Origin of the sequence: Vagococcus penaei (genome assembly GCF_001998885.1) — a bacterium.
GTDB lineage: Bacteria > Bacillota > Bacilli > Lactobacillales > Vagococcaceae > Vagococcus > Vagococcus penaei.
In genome coordinates, this window is sequence record NZ_CP019609.1 from 1,141,522 (window position 1) to 1,159,872 (window position 18,351).

Sequence of the window (18,351 nt, forward strand, 5' to 3'; positions counted from 1 at the left end):
ATTCATAATAAAATAACATAGAAACACACTATTCTAACTACTGTATTTTTTATAAAATAGTTATTTCCTAATATTTTTAGATTGACTAGCTAGCATTGCTTAATAAAATGACAAAACAACCCATAAGCAAAATTAACCCTGATAGTCTAATAAACTATTAGGGTTAATTAATTATTCACTTAGATAATTTATTTCAAAAAATCTTTTTCCATATATGCTGGATTTGGATAGTTGTAAAAGCCTTCTCCAGTTTGAATACCTAACTTACCTTGATCAATATAATGTTCTTTCAAGTAGTTAGCTAGTTTTTTAGAAGTAGCTGTGTTTTCACTTAATGCAATATTATATGCTGTTTTCAAGCCCACCATATCTAAAATAGCAAATGGGCCTCTTGGGGATTTAGTTGCAATCATCCAAGTCCGGTCAATCGTTTCTGGTTGTGCAACGCCGTCTAACATTAAATCTTCTGCGGCACGTAATAAAGGAACTAACAATGAATTTAAAATATAACCAGGATGTTCTTTTTTAAGCGGTAGTGCAATCATACCAATTTCTTTCGCAAAAGCCACAACGCTCTCAAAAACGTCAGGACTAGTTTGGCTAGACCCTTGAATTTCCGCTGTATTATTTAACCAGATTTGATTGGCAAAATGTAAAGCAATAAATTTATCTGGACGGCCAGTCGCTGCAGCAAAATCACTTGGTAAAAAGGTTGATGTGTTGGTCGCAAATACGGTATGACTTGGAGCAACTTGAGCGAGTTTTTGATAAAGTGCTTCTTTCATCTCTTTCACTTCAGGGATTGCTTCAATCACAAGGTCTGCTCCTTTAACAGCTTCTGCTAAATTTGAGTTATAAGAAATTCGTGCGAGGGTTGCCTCCATCTCAGCATCAGTTACATGTAAATCATGTTCATAACTTGCTGTTAGACCGCTCATTTTTTGTTTGGCACGTGCTAATGCGTCATCACTAATATCATTGACCACAACATTAATACCAGAATAGGCAACTTGAAACGCAATTTGACTACCTAGAACCCCACTACCTATGACTGTTACATTATTAAATGTCATCATATTAAAAGCCTCTTTTCTGTTTTTTAACATCTAGAATAAAACACTTTAAAAACTTTTAAACCTAATATTGTTAACAAATAATCTCTACATGTGTTATTGTAACGCGCTAACTTATTTTAATCAATCTTTAAATGAACAAAAAATAACCTTTCTTATTTTTTTCATAAAAAAAACACAAGTCGTGATAATTCGACTTGTGTTTAAGCATTATTTACGTTTTTTCTTAGACGATGAGCCACTGCTCTTACGTGACTTACCACTTGATTTACTGCTTGACTTACCACTGCCTTTTTTACTTGATGAAGATTTACGTGATTTCGTATTTTTCTTATTTTTAGCATTGCGAATAACAATAATAATAATCACAATAACCAGTAAAATTAATACGCCAATTAAAATGTAGACCCAAATTGGTAAACCTTCTGGTTCAGCTAAGTCAACAGCATCTTTATTTAATTTATCACTCTCATCACGAGAAATAGTAAAATCTTTCGTAAACGGCCATGTTTTGCTACCCGATGTTGCCGTTAATTTCAACGTATAATCACCTGGTTCTAGTCGTTGATTATTCCACATAATCGGATAATCGAAGTTAGAGTTAGGCGCCATTTCTAGTCCTTCTTTAACTTCTTTTTTGATGACTTCAGTTGAGCCTTTTTTAGTGACTTCAGCATCAACCTTCATTTTACCAAACATTTCTGGCTCAACGTTTTGGAGGTTAGCCGTCACAGCTGTACGATATCCTACCAACGCTGGTTTGACATCATTCATTTTTAGCTCTGGCGCAACTTTTTCATCACTCTCACGAAGCATGACAGCTTTGACAACTTGGAATTTATTGACAATCTTAACCCCTTCAGTTTTTTCATTTTTCTGATCAACATCTGGTAAATCTGCCACAAATCCGCCTAAAATTAACCCTTTAAATGCTTCACTTGGGGTTTTTACTTTAAACGTCACTTCTTTTGATTTACCCCCATCGATTTCAACCGTTTGCTCGCCACCATCAACCAGTGACGTGAATGGGAATTTTAATGTTGAATCTGGCTTATAATCTTTTCCCGGAATCGAATAATCAATGACCCCATTTTGGTTGGTTTGTGCATTCGTTGGTGTTACACGAATTTTCTTCTTGTCATTTCCAGTATTTGAGACATTGATTTTTAAATCTAATGTTTCATTGGGTTTTACCTTTAAATCAAAGTAAGACGTTTTCTTATCTTTTTGACTATCCGGTGGGACGATATTCATCTTAAAACTTAAAGCCTCATCTTTTTGCTCTGCTGCAAAATTAGCAGTAGGTACAGCGACTAATGTCGCAAAAAATAAAAAAAAATTAATGTTATTTTGCGTTTTTTTTTGGACTATTTGTTCCATGTTTACACTCCTAATCGAATTATGACATCTTTGTATTCATTATATCGGATTTTTGACCATTTTTAAACTAAATAACGATATTATTGAAAATATCACAATTTTGCGTCAGCATTTCCTAAAAAACCGTCATCACAGCATTCTTAGAGGCCGGTTTCTTTAATAATTTCAGTTGTCAAATTAAACTAGACAAAATATCATTATCACGATAATTCAAAAATACTTCTGATGATGTTTATCAATTATAGTTTTATTTGGCAATATTTCAATGAATAAATAGTAATGATAATTTGGGTTCTGTTCAAAGTTGAAAAATAAGAAGTTCTAGTCCTCTTTTGTTTGATTTTTATGCAGAACCCATTAATAATTGATTTCATAAACGACTGAAAAGCCAAAGAGATTTCCGTCTCTTTGGCTTATTTTGTATAAAGCCATGCACTATTTCAATCCCTTTAATCGTGGCTGAAGCAGTCCTTAAGGACTGCTCAGATTGAAGACAAACCAGTTGCTCATAAAGGGTAATTGGTTTGTTTTTTTGTATCTTATCATTATTTTTGATAAAATTCCCAAAATAGATAAAAAAATAGAGCCCTTCAGGTCTCTTAATTTAAGCATTTTTGCTAATTTTTTAATGTTAAGGCATGCGAAAGTGAGCCCAATTTTCATGTGCATTTTTTCTTTCCCAATTAAATTAGTGTAACGTAAGCCATGAAATTCTTTTGCCGTTCCAAATAATCGCTCAATTGTTTGTTTTCGATTATTATATATAGCTTTCATTCCAAGGGAATGACGTATGTCTTCACAACGTTCCATATCATTTTCCCATAAATGTCGTTGAATTAATTTCCTCTTTTCTTTTGACTCAGTACAATAGGCAATCAAAGGGCATTGACTACAATCAGACGTATTACTTTTGTATTCACGATATCCGTCTCTGTTAGTTGTTGTATAGCTTAAAATTTTCACATTAGGGCAGATATATTGATCGTAGTATTCATCGTAAACATAATCATGTTTTTTATAAAATCCTTTTTTGGTCATAGGTCTTTTATATGGAAAAATAGGTGTTAAATTATTTTGAAATAATAAATGGGCTATACCAGGTGTTTTGTATCCAGCGTCCATTACTAATTTATCTAAGGTAAAGTGACTTTGTAATTTATTATAGATATCGATGAATGTCCGACTATCATGTTGATTACCAGGATGAGTTGTATATCCTAAAACCCAACCATTCTTGTCACATGCTACTTGTGCAGCATAAGCAAAAACCTGTTTATGCTCTCCTTTATGGAACCAACCACTCTCATCATCTGTTTTACTAATTTTTTTATGTTTTACCTGATTTTCACTTTCCTCTCTTCTTTTTAAGGGCTTTTTTAATCTTTTTTCTCTATCTATTTCAACTTCTTTTTGTAGTGATTCCACATAAAAAAGAGTTTCTTCAGTAACTTCGTTACTTTCATATTTTTTATTATTTGCATGTGCTTTTATATGAGTACCATCAATAAATACTTCAGAAGTATCCACTAATTCAGCTTCAATACACTGTTCTAATATGCCGTAAAATATTTGTTCAAAGATATCTGTACCACGAAATCTTCTAGAATAATTTTTGCCAAAGGTTGAGAAGTGAGGAACAGCATCTTCGATATCCAAACCTAAAAACCAGCGATAAGCCATGTTAACCTCAACATCTTTAATAGTTTGTCTCATACTTTTTATACCATAAAGATACTGAATCAACGGAAGTTTAATTAATAGAACCGGATCTATACTAGGGCGGCCATTTGATTCATCGTATTTATCTTCAACTAACTTATAAATAAAATTAAAATCTACATATTTATCAATATCTCTTAATAGATGTTCCTTGGGAACTAAATCTTCTAGAGAATAAAAACCAATTTGATTACGTTTGCTCATATCTTGTTTTTTTAGCATGGAAGCAACTCCTTTTCTCTATTTTACCAAGAAAAAAAGACAAAGTATCAAATTTTTGATACTTTGTCTACAGTCTGAGCAGTCCTTAAGGACTGCTATAATTTATGTCTTTTTTTGATTGATCGATGATTCTGTTCAATAATATTATTCAAGTATTTACTTGTTCTATGAATTGTTGAGATAAAAAAACTTTCTGATTTAAGTCGCTTAAAAGAACAAGACAGTGAAGGAAATTTATCCATCACAAGAACTCTAGGTTCTCCAAATTGTTTAATTAATCGTTTAAAGAACGCATAAAAGCTTGATTATTAAGATTTTATCGTAACTATATATCTAATGTTAATCCTGCAGAGTCGATGGCACGATACAAATAATTGAATAGGTTACACTTAGTTGAACAAAAAAGATAAGGTGTCTATACTTAATAAAAAACAGATTAGGAGCTTATCTCATGACAACTAACAGAAAACCGAGACGGACCTTTAAAGAATCATTTAAGAAACAAATGGTGGAACTCCATAAATCAGGAAAACCTAGAAAAGATATTTTAAGAGAATATGATCTAACGCCATCAACTTTTGACAAATGGGTCAAACAGTACAATCAGTCAGGATCATTCAAAGAGAAAGATAATTTGACGCCAGAAGAAAAAGAGTTGCGTGAATTACGTAAACTAAATAAAGAATTGATGATGGAGAATGATATTTTAAAGCAAGCAGCGCTGATATTCGGACGAAAGTAGAAGTTGTTAGAAAAAATAAAAAGAAGTACAGTGTATCAGCGATGTGTCGAAAATTAGAAATTTCTCGTGGGGCTTATTACTATGAAGTTAAAAGAAAAAAATCAGAAGCTATTGTTGAAAAAGCAGTCATTGAGTCCTTCACAAATAGCCGTAACTCCTACGGAGCAAGAAGAATTAAAGATGATTTAAACGATCAAGAATTAATTGTTTCAAGAAGAAGGATACGACGAATCATGAATAAGTTCAATTTCATTTCAAGCTACACAACACTGAAATTTAAGCCACAGGCAACGAGTAAAAATGAACAGAAAATCGCTAATGTTTTATCACGTCAATTTGATAGAATGCAACCTATGGAAGCTTTAGTGACAGATTTAACCTATGTTAAAGTAGGTCAAAAGTGGCATTATGTCTGCTTTATTCTTGATTTATTCAATCGAGAAATAGTTGGCTATTCTAGTGGTCCTAACAAATCTGTGGACCTTGTGTTACAGGCAATCGGAACGATTGAACAGCCATTAGATGATGTTGAAATTTTTCATACAGACCGAGGAAAAGAATTTGATAATCAAAGTATTGATGAATTATTAGCTGCGTTTCAGATACAGCGTTCTTTATCACGCCCTGGTTGTCCCTATGATAACGCCGTGGCAGAAGCAACTTATCGAGCATTTAAGATTGAGTTTATTTATCAACAATCTTTTGAATCATTGTTCGAACTGCAATATGAGTTAATGGATTATGTCAATTGGTGGAACAAGTTTAGAAAACATGGCAAGCTTGGGTATCAATCTCCGATTAATTACCGTTTAGATTGGGAGTTGAAACAGGCTATTTAGCGGGACATAATATAACTATCAAAAGAAAATAAAGACCTTATAATTTTTGTACAGAAAAGTGTTGCCAATTCAAATGCCACCAACCTTTTACTTTAATATAAGTTTCATCCATTCACCAAGAATCACTCACAGATTTATTGCGTTTCTTCCATAGACAGTAGATAATCTGTCTATACCATTATATCCACCGATAGATGGTTGTATGATAAACGTTAATTCCGCGATCACTCATAATTTCAAAAACTTCTCGATATCTCAAATAATAGCCAACGGCTATGGTAATAATATCTTTTTGAAGTTTCTTCACTTTAAAGTGAGCCATCTGAAACCTCTAAGCTTCTTTTTCTACTTACTTTTACATTAAATTAGAATAATTGAAAAACTTTGCAACAGAACCGTTTTAGGTGATAATTCTTATACATAAATAGCACTACTTTTTAATTTAGTTTCAACACTTGAATTCTAAAGGATAGTGCGATTTTTTACCTAAAAAAGACAAACAAGATCCAATTAGCATGTAACTAGCTAATTGGATTCTATTTTTTACATATTTATTAACGGACTTAACTGATTTTCGTAACTAATAAATAGACGTTTCATCGCTCGTGATGCTATTGTGTACAATAATTTTTGGTCACGTTGGTTCATATAATGTCCCTTAGATACATGGTAAATAAAGACATTATCAAACTCTAACCCTTTACATAACGTAATCGGGTAGATTTTTACTCGTGACAAGACATCAGGTACCAACCATTCTTTCACGCGTCTCGCTTCAGAAGCATCTTTTGTAATAATCGTCAACGGTTCATCTTGTAGTGTTACCAGTACATCTTGAACCAAACGACAAAAATCTTCCGATGTTTGATATGCAAGATAACTTGGTTTTTCCCCTTCTTCACGAATTGGTACAATCGACATACTGTGATCAATCGTTGATAAGTGACCAAAAAATGCCGTAATAGCACCTGTTGACCGATAGCTACTTAACAAATTATAAGGATGACAAGAGCGCTGGCGTTGCGCGAAGTCTGCTTCAATCGCAGCAAAAGGAATCGACGCATTGAAAATCGACTGATTCTCATCACCTACCATAGTAAACTTGGCATTAGGAAATAAATCTAGCAATAAACTCATTTGAGCTGGTGTATAATCTTGCACCTCATCAATAAAAATAAACCGCATAGCTGAAACATCTAATCGCTCGACTAAATGATGTTGCAACGTTAAAAAGACCACTGCTTCGTCAACGTTATAGGCCTCATCACTGCTCCACTCGTAGGCTGAGCCGGTATAAGTCGTATAGATTTTTTGGAACAAATAATCAAGGTCTAGCCAATCATTCTGTTCAATACCTTTTGTAATGGCTCGATATTGGCGTTTTAGTAATTTTTTAGCATAAGGGTATACATTTTTTTCAGCTTTCTCAGTTAAGAGACTACCAAAAATCTTTTCCTGTAACTCCTCAGATAGCGATAACACTTGGTCTTGTACTTTATTAGAGCGGGCTTGTTTCGTTAGACGCTCTTCCCATGAGCGACGTAATAATTGTTTGGTCGCTTGTAGGCGATCAATCAAGCTTGATTCTTTGGGTGTTGATTGGAATAATTCCCAAATGTGTTGCTTGGAAATAATCTCTTGATTCTTACGCATTAAACCCTGAAACATCTGCTCATCTTGACTAAATAAATGTCCCGATTTTGTCACAAATGTAACAAAATCTTTCTCACGCAAGACCTGTGTTTCCGGAGTAATAGACTGAGCACTCACCCGTTCAAAATGCATCGCTTCATCAACTAATTGTAGATTAAAATGTTGCTTCACAAATTGTAACAACGTCAAATTTAACGGATTTTTCTCACCTAAAGAAGGTAAGACATTTGCAATGTAATCAATAAATTTATTATTTGGGGACAAAATCATCAGATTATCTGATGTTAAATACTCACGGTATTGGAAGAGTAAGTAGGCAATCCGCTGCATAATCGTTGACGTCTTACCACTACCAGCTACCCCATTGACTAAAATATTTGGATGTGTCGTATCTCGAATGATGACATTCTGCTCTTTTTGAATAGTGGAAGTAATATCACGCATGTGGCGTGTTGCATTACTACCCAGTGCATCTAATAGAACATCATCTTGAATGGAAATAGCAGTATCAAAATAATTTAATAAATGGTTGGCCTCTACAATAAATTGTCGACGTTGTGTAATCGCCACATCAATCCGATTTTTATTCACCGTATAAAAGGAAGATCCCATCTCATTATTATAGAATAATTCTGCAATGGGTGATCGCCAGTCATAAACTAGATAATCCCCGGCATCGTTCGCAAATCCATTAATACCAATATAAAAAGGTTCTTCTGGTTCATCATCTAAAAAATCAACCGTAATTTTCCCGAAATAAGGGGCGGCTAATAAGCGGTCCACCTTAGTTAAAAATTCTTCGGCCGATTTTAACTTAATATTTAATTGATCAATTTCGCGGTTCTTCATCTCTAGTGCCGCAAACGTATCGAGATTATCTGTGATGTTAGAAAAATTAATCCGCACATCACCCATCATTTTCTGTAAATCACTGATTCCTTCTGTCCGAACAGTCGCTAATAATTGTTCGAGTTGCTCTTTACGTGCTAGAAGTTGATTGTAGACATCTTCTAAATAATTTACTTCTAATTGATACTCTGGTTGACTCATTCCATGTCCTCCTTGATTGTTACGTGACTTAACAGAATACCATTTTTTACGACCTTCCGTCAATCAAAAGGCGCCAATATCCTGGCGTTAATCAATCGTCATGTAAGTTGTATCAGATGACACAACCCGAGCACCAAATGGCATTAAGGCTAACTTGGCTAACTTAAATGATTGTAGCCCAAATGGAATACCAATGATGGTGACACATAAAATCATGCCACTCATCAAGTGCCCTAATGCGAGTGGCAACCCACTAACGATTAACCAAATAATATTCACAAGCAGTGATACGCCACTTTGACGGTAAACAACACGCTTGCCAAATGGCCATAAACTTAAGCCGGCTAATTTGAAACATTGGCGGCCAATCGGTATGCCAATAATCGTTATACTCCATAAAATACCAGCAAGAAACCAACCGACTGCACCTATTAGCCCACCAAAAATAAACCAAATAATGTTACCAATTAACCCCATAATTCCCCACACTTCTTTCTATATAAATCTGTTACTTTACTATAGCAAACTCATCAATACTTAACGAGGGACTTTAGTTGGAATTTAACCGCTCATCACACATAAAAACGGCTAACTCGTATGAATTAGCCGTATCTATCCTCTTGATTAAACATGTGCTACTTAATCTTTTGCAACCAATACTATTTTTTTCGCTTTTTGTTTCACAACGACTTGAGTCGATAGTGACCGTTTTACCACCAAGCGTTTTTTATCTGAGCGCTTGACAGTAAAAAACACTAAAATGTCATTGGGAGCTCCCTTCATCGCGACACGATAACTACCCCCAGGCAGTGCTGAAAAATGTACGCGCCCTTTTTTATGACTAATGGCTAGCAACTCTTGACCATTGCGTTTCAATAATTTTTTCCCACGCTTTGGGTAGATGATAAAGGTGACACCTTCGATCCCATGATTTCTCTTATCTACATAATAAAAAACCAAATCATACTTTTTTTCGCTAAACGCCAAGCAAATAGTGTTTTAATCAGTAGAAAACTTAATAGTGCAAGGACACAAGCGATAATTAATAGTAGGCCTACCTCTTTCGTTTTTAAGTTTTTTTCACTTGTGTCTTTTGCTTTAGCTAATTCCTTCGTCACTGGCACGCGCTTTCCGGTGACAATTAACCGATGGGTATTAATCATATATGGTGTGCACGTTAGTAGAGACACAAGGTCTTGTCCTGTTTGTAGCTTAATAACCTCAATCTCTTCTGGCAACACAACAGCAACATCATTCACTTGATAGGCTAGCGTGTCACCTAAAACGTCAATTAAAAAATAATCACCTGTCTTTAATTTATCTAGCTCTCGAAATAAAACACGTTCCGCCAAGCCACGATGAGCAGAAATAACAGAGTGCGTACTGTCCCCTCCAACAGGTAAAGACGTGCCTGGCAACACCCCGGCTCCCTCTTCCAATATATCATTGTTAATCGTATCGTAAATTGGAACGGTCACATCAAGGGTAGGAATCGTAATTGCACCAATCAAATGACTAGCCAATTTCTTTCCACCATCTGTTCGATTGACCTGACTATCATTAAAGGGATCATGATCAACAACGAGTCCATCGACTTTTATTTGATTATTTTTTTCAACTAATTTTTTTCGGCGTTCGGCCAATTTAGTTTCTTGTTGCTCATTGTAGGTTGCCATACGTTTCTGATCAATTAAGTAATTAATCCCGTTCACATAAAAGGGATACGTAAATAATAAAATACCCGCTAAGAACAGACTGATAATAATAAATTTATTACGAAATTTTTTGCTCATCTTAGTCTGTCCCTCGATTCTTAATTCGATAACTCTTTACTTTTTTCCGTCCTTTAATCTTAAAGTACTTACTACGGTAACGCGTCACATAAAGCATTATATCTCCTGGAAGTAACTTCTTATTTAATGGTATTAACAGATATTTTTTCCCTGGCAAACGACTAATTTGAATGCGACCTTTACTATCTGACACTAAAATAACCGGTTGATTGTTTTTAAGACAAGGTTTTCTACGAATGTATTCAACTAACTGAAACGATTCATAAGCAAGGGGGTGTTTAGGATCAAATAACCTAAAATCAACTTTATAGTTTTGATGGCTCGTACGATAAAGTCTTACTTGACGCCAAATAACACTCACGAAAAATAAAACAAGTAAGGCAATCAGTAATAAATACCCAACTAATTGGCGCGAATTTTTCTGAATTATTTCTTTTTGTGCCTTTTCTAGCTTTTGTTTAGGTAACGCAACACGATGTCCTCGCACTAACAAACGATGAGTATTTACCATATACGGTGTGCATGTGACTAACGTCAGTAAATCTTCTCCAGGTACCATAACTATATCATCTAAATTAGTCGGTAAGACCGTCTTAATTTGGTCTACTTGATACGCACTTTTTTTCCCAAGCACACTTAAATAAATAACATCTCCAGCAACTAATTTATCTAAATTAGTAAAGAGTAATTTTTCCGATAATCCTGTATGTCCTGTAATGACTGAGTGCGTACTGTCTCCACCTATAGGTAAGGAGGTGCCTGGCAAGACTGTCGCTCCTTCTTGCAGAAAGTCAGCCGTTGTTTTGTCAAACACCGGCAGTTGCACATCAATTTTAGGTATTTGAATAACACCTATCAGATGCTCTTTCACGACCTCGTCAGATAATCGTTGGTTCTTGCCCACATCATTGAACACATCTTCGGATAACCCAGCACTAATACCATCTGCTGTCAATTTCTCTTGTTTCTTTTTCAACTGCTCACGCTGTTTTTCGAGTTCTTGTTCACTTTTTTGTTGATACTTTTGAACCCGTTGGTAATCAAACTGATTATTAATGACATTTGATACGAAAGGATATAAGAACAATAAAGCCCCCATAACAAACATACTAACCATGATGATTTTTAGTCCCATTGATAAGTATGTCTCTTTCATGACTTCACCCCTTTGATCACTAGATAAAAAAGTTGAGACATCTATTATGTCTCAACTTCCCTTAAATTAAACTTCTGCTTCAGCTCTAGAACGACGGTACCAAACAATAGCTCCTGCCATTAAAACAGTCCCTGCTGCTAAGAACATGTAGATTCCGTTACCACCTGTTGATGGTAATAATCCTTTTTTGATATTCTCAATTGATAATGTTTGTGTCGCATAATCATCTTTGATAACATCAAATTTAACTGGTTTCGTTAATAACGCATAGCCTTCAGGTGCTTCAAACTCGACTAAAGCATATGATATTCCACCTGTTAATTTAGCTGAATATTCTAACCCTTTTATTTCAAACAAGCCTTCTGCATTTGATTCAAACGCTGTTGCTGTTGCTTCATCATTTGCCCAAGTGTATTTTCCATCTTTCAATGTTGCATAAGCAATCACTTTATTATCGGCATCCACACGAGCTAATTTAAATTTTGCTCCAGCTAATGTTTGTCCACTTTTTAGATCAACTTTTTTAAATTTCTTTGCACCAGTAAATACTTCTGGTCCTGTAACTGGTTTATCTGGTGTTCCAGGATCTGTTGGATCTGTTGGTTTATCTGGGATTTCTGGATTCGTTGGATCAGTTGGTTTGTCGGGATAATCTGTTGGTGGTGTCACTGGCCATTTTGGTTTATCTTCTGGACGTGTCACTGTTCCTAACTCAACATAAGCCGAGTTATTAATACCTAAATCAATTTGAGCATCTGATGATAAGATTACATCATAAGTAATTGATACACGCTTACCTGCTAACGCTAGAACTGCTGGCGATTCAACATTAAAGTCAATGATATAGCCACGTTTTGACGCATCTGTATAAATAATATAATCTGTACCTTTTGTTAAACTAGCTACTTTAACCGTATCTTTAATAACTGACATTCCAGCATCTGGCGTATCTGTAAGACGGTAGTAATGTTTATCTTTGATATTCCATGGTAAGCCTGCTGTAATCCCATATGAGAATGGTTTACCAATTTCAACGTTAAAGAAATCTTGCCCGTTAATAGTTGTCTTTAACGCTGCTTTTGTTTCATCTGTTAAATCCTTGTCAATTAATTTTTGTTTTTCATTTTTAGGGTACAAGTGAATCATTGTATTCACTGTCTCCGTATTACCTTTATAGACTGGTAATGTTAACACAATTGGTGCGGCTTTTTCGGAAACGTTTGATGGTGAATTTGTTTCAACGAATAAATACGATGCGTACCCACCATCTTTTTTCATTGGTAAGTCAGTAAAGGTGGCAACACCCTCACCAGCTGTTACGACTTTATCCCCAACTTTTGTTGCATAGCTAGGTGCATAACTAGCCGCTTTTGCATCAGCAACAATTTTTGCTGTTGCTTGCTTGTCATCATTAGTTGCTAATAATTTTGTGTATTCAGACGACACATCATACACTTCAAATGTCACACCATTTAGCGGTTTTCCACCAAAATCGGCCATCTCTTCTCCCGTATTTTGTTTTGGATACGGTGTTTTCAGAGACTCACCATTTTCAAATACCCGTTTGTGTAAATTAACGGTAACCGTTTCTTCTGCTGCTTGAGCTGTTACTCCTGCTGTTAGTGTAACCAACATCGGAAACAGTAAAACTAATACTGAAATAATTTTTCCAAGTGTCTTATTCATTCTTCTCTCTCCTTTTGCTTAATAAAATCAATGCACCTGACATTAACAGACACGCTCCTAATGCCGCTACAATTGTTTTTTGTTCATTAGTTTGTGGTAATTTGCCAGTCGAACTTGTTAATCGTGGCTGATTTTTACCGGGAACTGCCTCTTTAGTTGGTGGCGTTCCATCTAACGACTGATTGACAATACTTGGTTCTAATTGCTCAACCACCTGTTTTGATAAGTGATTAGCTTGAAACTTAGTTAGCCGTTGTTGATTAACATAAATTACCTGATTTTGTTGTGCATCTTCACCATCACGCGTTAAGTTAATCGCTATTTTTTTGGCCTGCTCCGTTATTTCGTAGCCATCGGGTGCTTTGACTTCTTCCATATAATAATGGCCAGTTTCAAACGTTCTCGTAGGTACTCGAACTAAACCGGTAGTATCAGATACAAACAGCGTTGCTTGGTCTTTCTTATCTCCCCATTTCATTGGGCTAGACGACACCAGGTAATCTTTAGCCCCTTGTTCTGTTAGACGATAAATGACAAATTCTGCCCCCTCTAAAGGTATCTTAGTTTCTGACACTTTAAAAAAGTAAATATCCCCATCAATCGGTACTAACTTGCCTTGAATCGTTGGTGATTCTGAGGCTAAATTAACTGGTGTTAGTAAGATTGGGTATAGACGATTTTCCTCCCCCGAAGTCGAGACACTATCTACCTCTTGCATAATTAAATAGTAGGCTAGACTATCTGTTTGCTGATATGTTAATGGTAGAGTCAATGGAATGACCTGTTTAGAATTCAAGGTTTGTTCCATTAATTTAGTTAATTTATGCTCTTTAATAAAGTTAGTCGCTTCAGTGACATCGGCTGTAATCTTTTTTTGTTCAGCCTCTTGATACTCTTCTTTAGTTAATGAATAAACCGACAAAACTGGATTTGTTATCAATTGTTCAGAAATTGGATAAAATAAATCCAGCGTAACCATCTGTTGTGTTGTCGCATGCGCCACTCGAGGGGTGATGATTAAAAAAAGTAAGAGACAAACAATGCGCTTAATAACTGTCCTCATTTTTTTCTCAACCCCTTTCGTTGCCAAACCAGATAACTACAGCCAGATAGACCAGATAAACCGACTAACGTGATCGCTGTCCATTTGTTTCCTGGGTTGCCAAAACCACCAGTAGCCGGTAAAATACCTCTACGAACAATTGGTTTCGGAGGGATAACCCTAGGTGTATTCGATACGACATTACTTTGATTGAACGTTAATGTGGCTTGGTTTGGAATACCACCATTTTTTATATAGTTCTCAATAGCAGTTGGCGCAGTATCGGCTTTAATTTTAGTTGGTATGATAATGGTATAGGTTTCCCCAGCTAAATACGCGTAACTACCATTGATTTTATTTAGACTAAATTGAACTGTATTATTACTTTTATTGACTAGCAAGCTTCCTTGATTTTTAATATCTTTCCATTGGCTATCATAGACTTTTATGTCTTTTTCTTGAATATCCAATATAGGCTCTAACTTGTCAGTTATTGTTACTGACTCCCAAGAACTAGCATCTTGACTAAATGTTGGCTTAATTTCCCAATTAAAAATATCCTCTTTATTCGTCAGTGTAATCTTCTCTTGGCTATTGACCTTTTTAGAAATAACAGGTTTATCTTTTGGTTCCATGACCACACCTACTCGAAGGGGCTCAACAACTTGTAAGTCATTCAACGCTAAAGCGAACGAATTCCATGCGGCACGCTCATTTTCATTGATAGCAGTGTTTAATAACTTAGGATTCGTGATATCTTTCGCTTCTGGTGCTTTCATTCTGAATGATAACGTGATATTTTCTCCAGGATTCAACGTAACATCCTTATTTAAGGCGACTTTGAAACTGCGTATTGTTGACCAATTTCCTATTTGTGAAGCAGTTAGCCAATTTGGCTCTGCCGAATTTGTTGGATTCGTCATCTTCACCACATTATCCGGATACTTAACATTCGCCATCAAATCATCACGTTTAGGATTCGCTGTTGAACTGTACAGAACAGTTACTTTACCGTTCCAGTCATTCGGTATTGCTATTGGACCTGTCAGAGTTGGTGTGAATTGACTATTTCTTGGTAGATTATCTGTAATACCTAAATCACCGACTGACGGCAATACATCTAGCATTGTCAATTTACGAATTTTATCTTGTCCAGAATTAGTTAATCTGAGTTGATAATCGATTATTCCCCCTGGAATAGTATGTCCCATTAAAGAATAATTGTTATCCCTCTCTCCTTTGACTAATTTCTCTGTCTTAACACTATTTTTTCTTAGTATTTGATATTGATTGTCTGTGTGTACACGATAATGGTATTGTCCAAGATTTGGATTCATAAATTCATAATTATACTCTACTTTATTTTTTATAATTGGAGAGTCATTATTACTACCAACCTTTAGCGTCGTACTCTTTTCTGCATAACTATAAACTCCAATGTCCAATACATCCAACGCATCTTTTGTAATGTTGACATCTACTTCTGCTGTCAAATTCTCATCACGATTTAGTGAAGTAATGTTATTATCCCACGATAATTCGACTAAGTGTCGTTTAGAATTTTGAAAGTTATCTAACGTTTTCCGATACGTACCATTCGCAAACCTTCCTGAATTTTGTGTCAACACAACTCCTTCAGGTAACAGAACATATGATTTGAATGGACCATTTAGATACATTAACGAGCCAGCATCATTTTTAAAAGATACTTCTACCTTATTTGGCCCTTCTTTGACAATATTTCCGTCACTTGTAACAAATGCAACATCTGTTTGGGCTAAAGGATACGATGTTGAGGGTGGAGGAACTACTTTCGCTTGTCTAGGTCCTAAATATTTATTTTCATCTGTCACATTATAAAAATAGTAATTACTTTTAGCATCAATCACTTTTTGAGAAACTTTATTTATAACATCCCCTGTAGAATTAGGCTTGATGCTAAATTCTACAAACAATCGACCAACAGTAGTTTCCGGAGGTGGATTAATCATTTTGAATTCAATTTGAGACACATCATCCGTTGGTAATAACCCTAATAACTCTCTAGTATAAACAAGTTTGCCATCAATAATTTGGTTGCTCAAATTAGACCAATTAACTTGTCTACCTACAAGTTGGCCATTAACAACTAAAGTAAGAGTTGATTGTGGTAACTCGTTTAAAGCAGCAATTCGATTATTATAAGCACCCATTTGAGGTAAAGTAATTTTCAAATTTTGTAATGTCAACTTATTATCAATTATATATGTCGTACTAAATTCCTTATTATTTCCAGTGGCTAAACTTTTCTGCAAGTTAGTAGCTGTCGCTTGATCTAAGAGTGGTCTACCATTTTGCGTAATACCAGCAAATCCATTGATCATGCCATAATGCATCGTCCAACTAAAACCTAGTCTTGCTGATTCATAAACAGTTGGCATCTTCATATTATACGTATATGTATCACTTATAGTCCCTTCTCCATCTGTCGGGCCAAAGTGAGCTGGTGAAAATAAACTACCTGGAGTCGTAGGAACACTATCTTTCCCTGTAGCAGTTGTAACATCGGCACTTGCTGAACTATTAACTGTCACCCCATCTAACCCCACAGCTGAAATGGTTGCCTGATTAATTATCTTAGTATAATTAGGGATATTAGCGGAAAATCTAGTACGAACTTGAAATTCCCGTTGAAACAGATAATCTGACATGGCTGTTTGACTTTCAATACTAGGTGCTACAATATTCCAAGTTACTGTTTTATTACTACTGTTGTACTGATAACCCGTTGTAGTCGTAAAATCCATAAACTCTAAATATTCAGGAATCTTTTCTGTGATACTAATAATTGTCCCAGGTTTAATAAATAGCTGACCTTGCTTTTTTTCGGGAATAGTCGCCGTTATTTTCCAAATTCCATAATCACCTGATATTGGCGGTTTTGTATTATCTTTTCCGAGTGTCTGATCATAAGTTTTATCAATGGATACTTCAAATGATGAATTCACTGTCATTTCTGCCGTATCTGTCACTCTTGAAAAATCATTTGCCTCAATAGAAGCATTTGCCTGTAATTTCGTTCCATTAAGCAATGAACCGTTTACTGTGTCCAACTCAACAAACGTTCGATAGGTTTGACCTGTTTTCATGAGCGGTATATTGTACACTAAACGATGGTTTCCTGAATCATAGTACGGGGTCACATCCGCTATTTGTAGTTCTTGTAAGTTTTGATTCATCTTTGTATCTTTTGGTAAATTCACGATAAGCTGAGCATTATTATAATTCTTAAGTGCTCCAGTAACTTTTAATTCTAGCTTAAACACCGCTTTTGCCCCAGCATCAATTTTAGGCGTTGCTGGATTTAACGACAAAGCAACATTATAAAGGGTTGAAGCGGATGCCTGTACCCAAGATTTTTTTGCTGTTTTAGGAACAATATTTATAGGGGATTTCTTTAAAAAAGACATTGACTGATCATTTTGTTTTTTATTATCTTTTGATTTGGTCCTTTCTTCGAGTAGATTTTTTTCAACTTTAGTATCAGGTATGATACCAAGAGTGACCTCATTTAAGCTATTATCCTCATTATCTAAATCGATAGCCGTTAAATAACTAGCGTCTTTTATAGGAGGTAAAACAATTTTTTGATCAGTTGCTTTATCAGGCTTTCTATCCCATTCAATAATTATCTCATTCTCATTTACAACAATTAATTGACTCTTTACTTCTTCATCAAATTGAGAAAAATCTACTTCCATACTCTCAGGAAAAATAATTTTTGATTTTATACCTCCCTCTGATTTCATGTGGTAAGTCACTTCTGATTCTTCACCTAATTGGATATTTTCAATCGGTTTATCATCACTTGTTTTACTGAAAAAGCTCTCTTTCTCATTTTTTTCAGGAGATATCACCGAAACTGAAATAGCCGGTATGATAACTTGTATAACTAACAACAAAAATATAACTATGCCTATTTTTTTGTTTTTCACGAACTCCATCACCTCCTTATGG

The 18,351-nt window shown here is 35.2% G+C and carries 12 protein-coding genes and 3 pseudogenes; 1 reads left to right on the forward strand and 14 read right to left on the reverse strand.

Annotated features, from left to right (window positions below; genetic code table 11):
- Window positions 1-188: 188 nt before the first annotated feature.
- From BW732_RS05320 to BW732_RS05335, 5 genes and pseudogenes are all read right to left on the reverse strand, one after another.
- Complete coding sequence (locus BW732_RS05320; RefSeq protein ID WP_077276869.1) at window positions 189-1,073, reverse strand: 3-hydroxyacyl-CoA dehydrogenase; 885 nt, start codon at window positions 1,071-1,073, stop codon at window positions 189-191.
- A 210-nt stretch (window positions 1,074-1,283) separates the two neighbouring features.
- Complete coding sequence (locus BW732_RS05325) at window positions 1,284-2,453, reverse strand: WxLIP family cell surface protein (RefSeq protein ID WP_077275810.1); 1,170 nt, start codon at window positions 2,451-2,453, stop codon at window positions 1,284-1,286.
- A gap of 357 nt (window positions 2,454-2,810) precedes the next feature.
- Window positions 2,811-2,934 (reverse strand): annotated as a pseudogene (locus BW732_RS11485) (IS6 family transposase); the annotation flags it as partial.
- A complete protein-coding gene (locus BW732_RS05330) occupies window positions 2,925-4,394 on the reverse strand; it encodes an IS1182 family transposase (RefSeq protein ID WP_077275811.1) in 1,470 nt (489 codons plus the stop codon). The gene BW732_RS05330 and the pseudogene BW732_RS11485, both read right to left, overlap by 10 nt.
- 98 nt (window positions 4,395-4,492) lie before the next feature.
- Window positions 4,493-4,773 (reverse strand): annotated as a pseudogene (locus BW732_RS05335) (DDE-type integrase/transposase/recombinase); the annotation flags it as partial.
- A gap of 72 nt (window positions 4,774-4,845) precedes the next feature.
- On the opposite strand from BW732_RS05335, the gene BW732_RS05340 reads away from it, so the two are divergent.
- Window positions 4,846-5,975, forward strand: a protein-coding gene (locus BW732_RS05340) for an IS3 family transposase (protein WP_126844579.1) whose coding sequence is annotated in 2 segments (ribosomal slippage) — window positions 4,846-5,134 and window positions 5,134-5,975 — 1,131 coding nt in all. Because the reading frame shifts where the segments join, the coding sequence is not laid out codon by codon here.
- Between the two features lie 115 nt (window positions 5,976-6,090).
- Here the strand turns inward: BW732_RS05340 and BW732_RS11410 are convergent.
- The 9 genes and pseudogenes from BW732_RS11410 to BW732_RS05385 form a co-directional block, all read right to left on the reverse strand.
- Window positions 6,091-6,297: pseudogene (locus BW732_RS11410) on the reverse strand (IS6 family transposase); the annotation flags it as partial.
- A gap of 221 nt (window positions 6,298-6,518) precedes the next feature.
- Window positions 6,519-8,678, reverse strand: a complete 2,160-nt coding sequence (locus BW732_RS05350; protein WP_077275812.1) for a HelD family protein — start codon at window positions 8,676-8,678, stop codon at window positions 6,519-6,521.
- An 87-nt stretch (window positions 8,679-8,765) separates the two neighbouring features.
- Window positions 8,766-9,155 (reverse strand): YccF domain-containing protein, encoded by a 390-nt coding sequence (locus tag BW732_RS05355; protein ID WP_077275813.1) that lies wholly within the window; start codon window positions 9,153-9,155, stop codon window positions 8,766-8,768.
- Window positions 9,156-9,317: 162 nt separating this feature from the next.
- Window positions 9,318-9,665 (reverse strand): SpaA isopeptide-forming pilin-related protein, encoded by a 348-nt coding sequence (locus BW732_RS05360; protein ID WP_418369026.1) that lies wholly within the window; start codon window positions 9,663-9,665, stop codon window positions 9,318-9,320.
- Complete coding sequence (locus BW732_RS05365) at window positions 9,620-10,471, reverse strand: class C sortase (protein ID WP_077275815.1); 852 nt, start codon at window positions 10,469-10,471, stop codon at window positions 9,620-9,622. Before BW732_RS05365 ends, BW732_RS05360 begins: the two co-directional genes overlap by 46 nt.
- Window position 10,472: 1 nt before the next feature.
- The gene (locus BW732_RS05370; protein ID WP_077275816.1) at window positions 10,473-11,627 is read right to left on the reverse strand and encodes a class C sortase; all 1,155 of its coding nucleotides are present in this window, start codon (window positions 11,625-11,627) and stop codon (window positions 10,473-10,475) included.
- Window positions 11,628-11,693: 66 nt separating this feature from the next.
- Window positions 11,694-13,313, reverse strand: a complete 1,620-nt coding sequence (locus BW732_RS05375; protein ID WP_077275817.1) for a SpaH/EbpB family LPXTG-anchored major pilin — start codon at window positions 13,311-13,313, stop codon at window positions 11,694-11,696.
- A complete protein-coding gene (locus tag BW732_RS05380) occupies window positions 13,306-14,376 on the reverse strand; it encodes a SpaA isopeptide-forming pilin-related protein (protein WP_077275818.1) in 1,071 nt (356 codons plus the stop codon). Before BW732_RS05380 ends, BW732_RS05375 begins: the two co-directional genes overlap by 8 nt.
- Window positions 14,373-18,329, reverse strand: coding sequence for an isopeptide-forming domain-containing fimbrial protein (locus BW732_RS05385; protein ID WP_161485525.1), 3,957 nt, complete (start codon window positions 18,327-18,329; stop codon window positions 14,373-14,375). The genes BW732_RS05380 and BW732_RS05385 overlap by 4 nt, the downstream gene beginning before the upstream one ends.
- Window positions 18,330-18,351: the final 22 nt, after the last annotated feature.

Bases quoted from the DNA above. Each gene is read 5' to 3' on its own strand.
- BW732_RS05320 (WP_077276869.1), bottom strand. From the start codon at position 1,073: ATGACATTTAATAATGTAACAGTCATAGGTAGTGGGGTTCTAGGTAGT.
- BW732_RS05350 (WP_077275812.1), bottom strand. From the start codon at position 8,678: ATGAGTCAACCAGAGTATCAATTAGAAGTAAATTATTTAGAAGATGTC.
- BW732_RS05325 (WP_077275810.1), bottom strand. From the start codon at position 2,453: ATGGAACAAATAGTCCAAAAAAAAACGCAAAATAACATTAATTTTTTT.
- BW732_RS05355 (WP_077275813.1), bottom strand. From the start codon at position 9,155: ATGGGGTTAATTGGTAACATTATTTGGTTTATTTTTGGTGGGCTAATA.
- BW732_RS05375 (WP_077275817.1), bottom strand. From the start codon at position 13,313: ATGAATAAGACACTTGGAAAAATTATTTCAGTATTAGTTTTACTGTTT.
- BW732_RS05380 (WP_077275818.1), bottom strand. From the start codon at position 14,376: ATGAGGACAGTTATTAAGCGCATTGTTTGTCTCTTACTTTTTTTAATC.
- BW732_RS05370 (WP_077275816.1), bottom strand. From the start codon at position 11,627: ATGAAAGAGACATACTTATCAATGGGACTAAAAATCATCATGGTTAGT.
- BW732_RS05330 (WP_077275811.1), bottom strand. From the start codon at position 4,394: ATGCTAAAAAAACAAGATATGAGCAAACGTAATCAAATTGGTTTTTAT.
- BW732_RS05365 (WP_077275815.1), bottom strand. From the start codon at position 10,471: ATGAGCAAAAAATTTCGTAATAAATTTATTATTATCAGTCTGTTCTTA.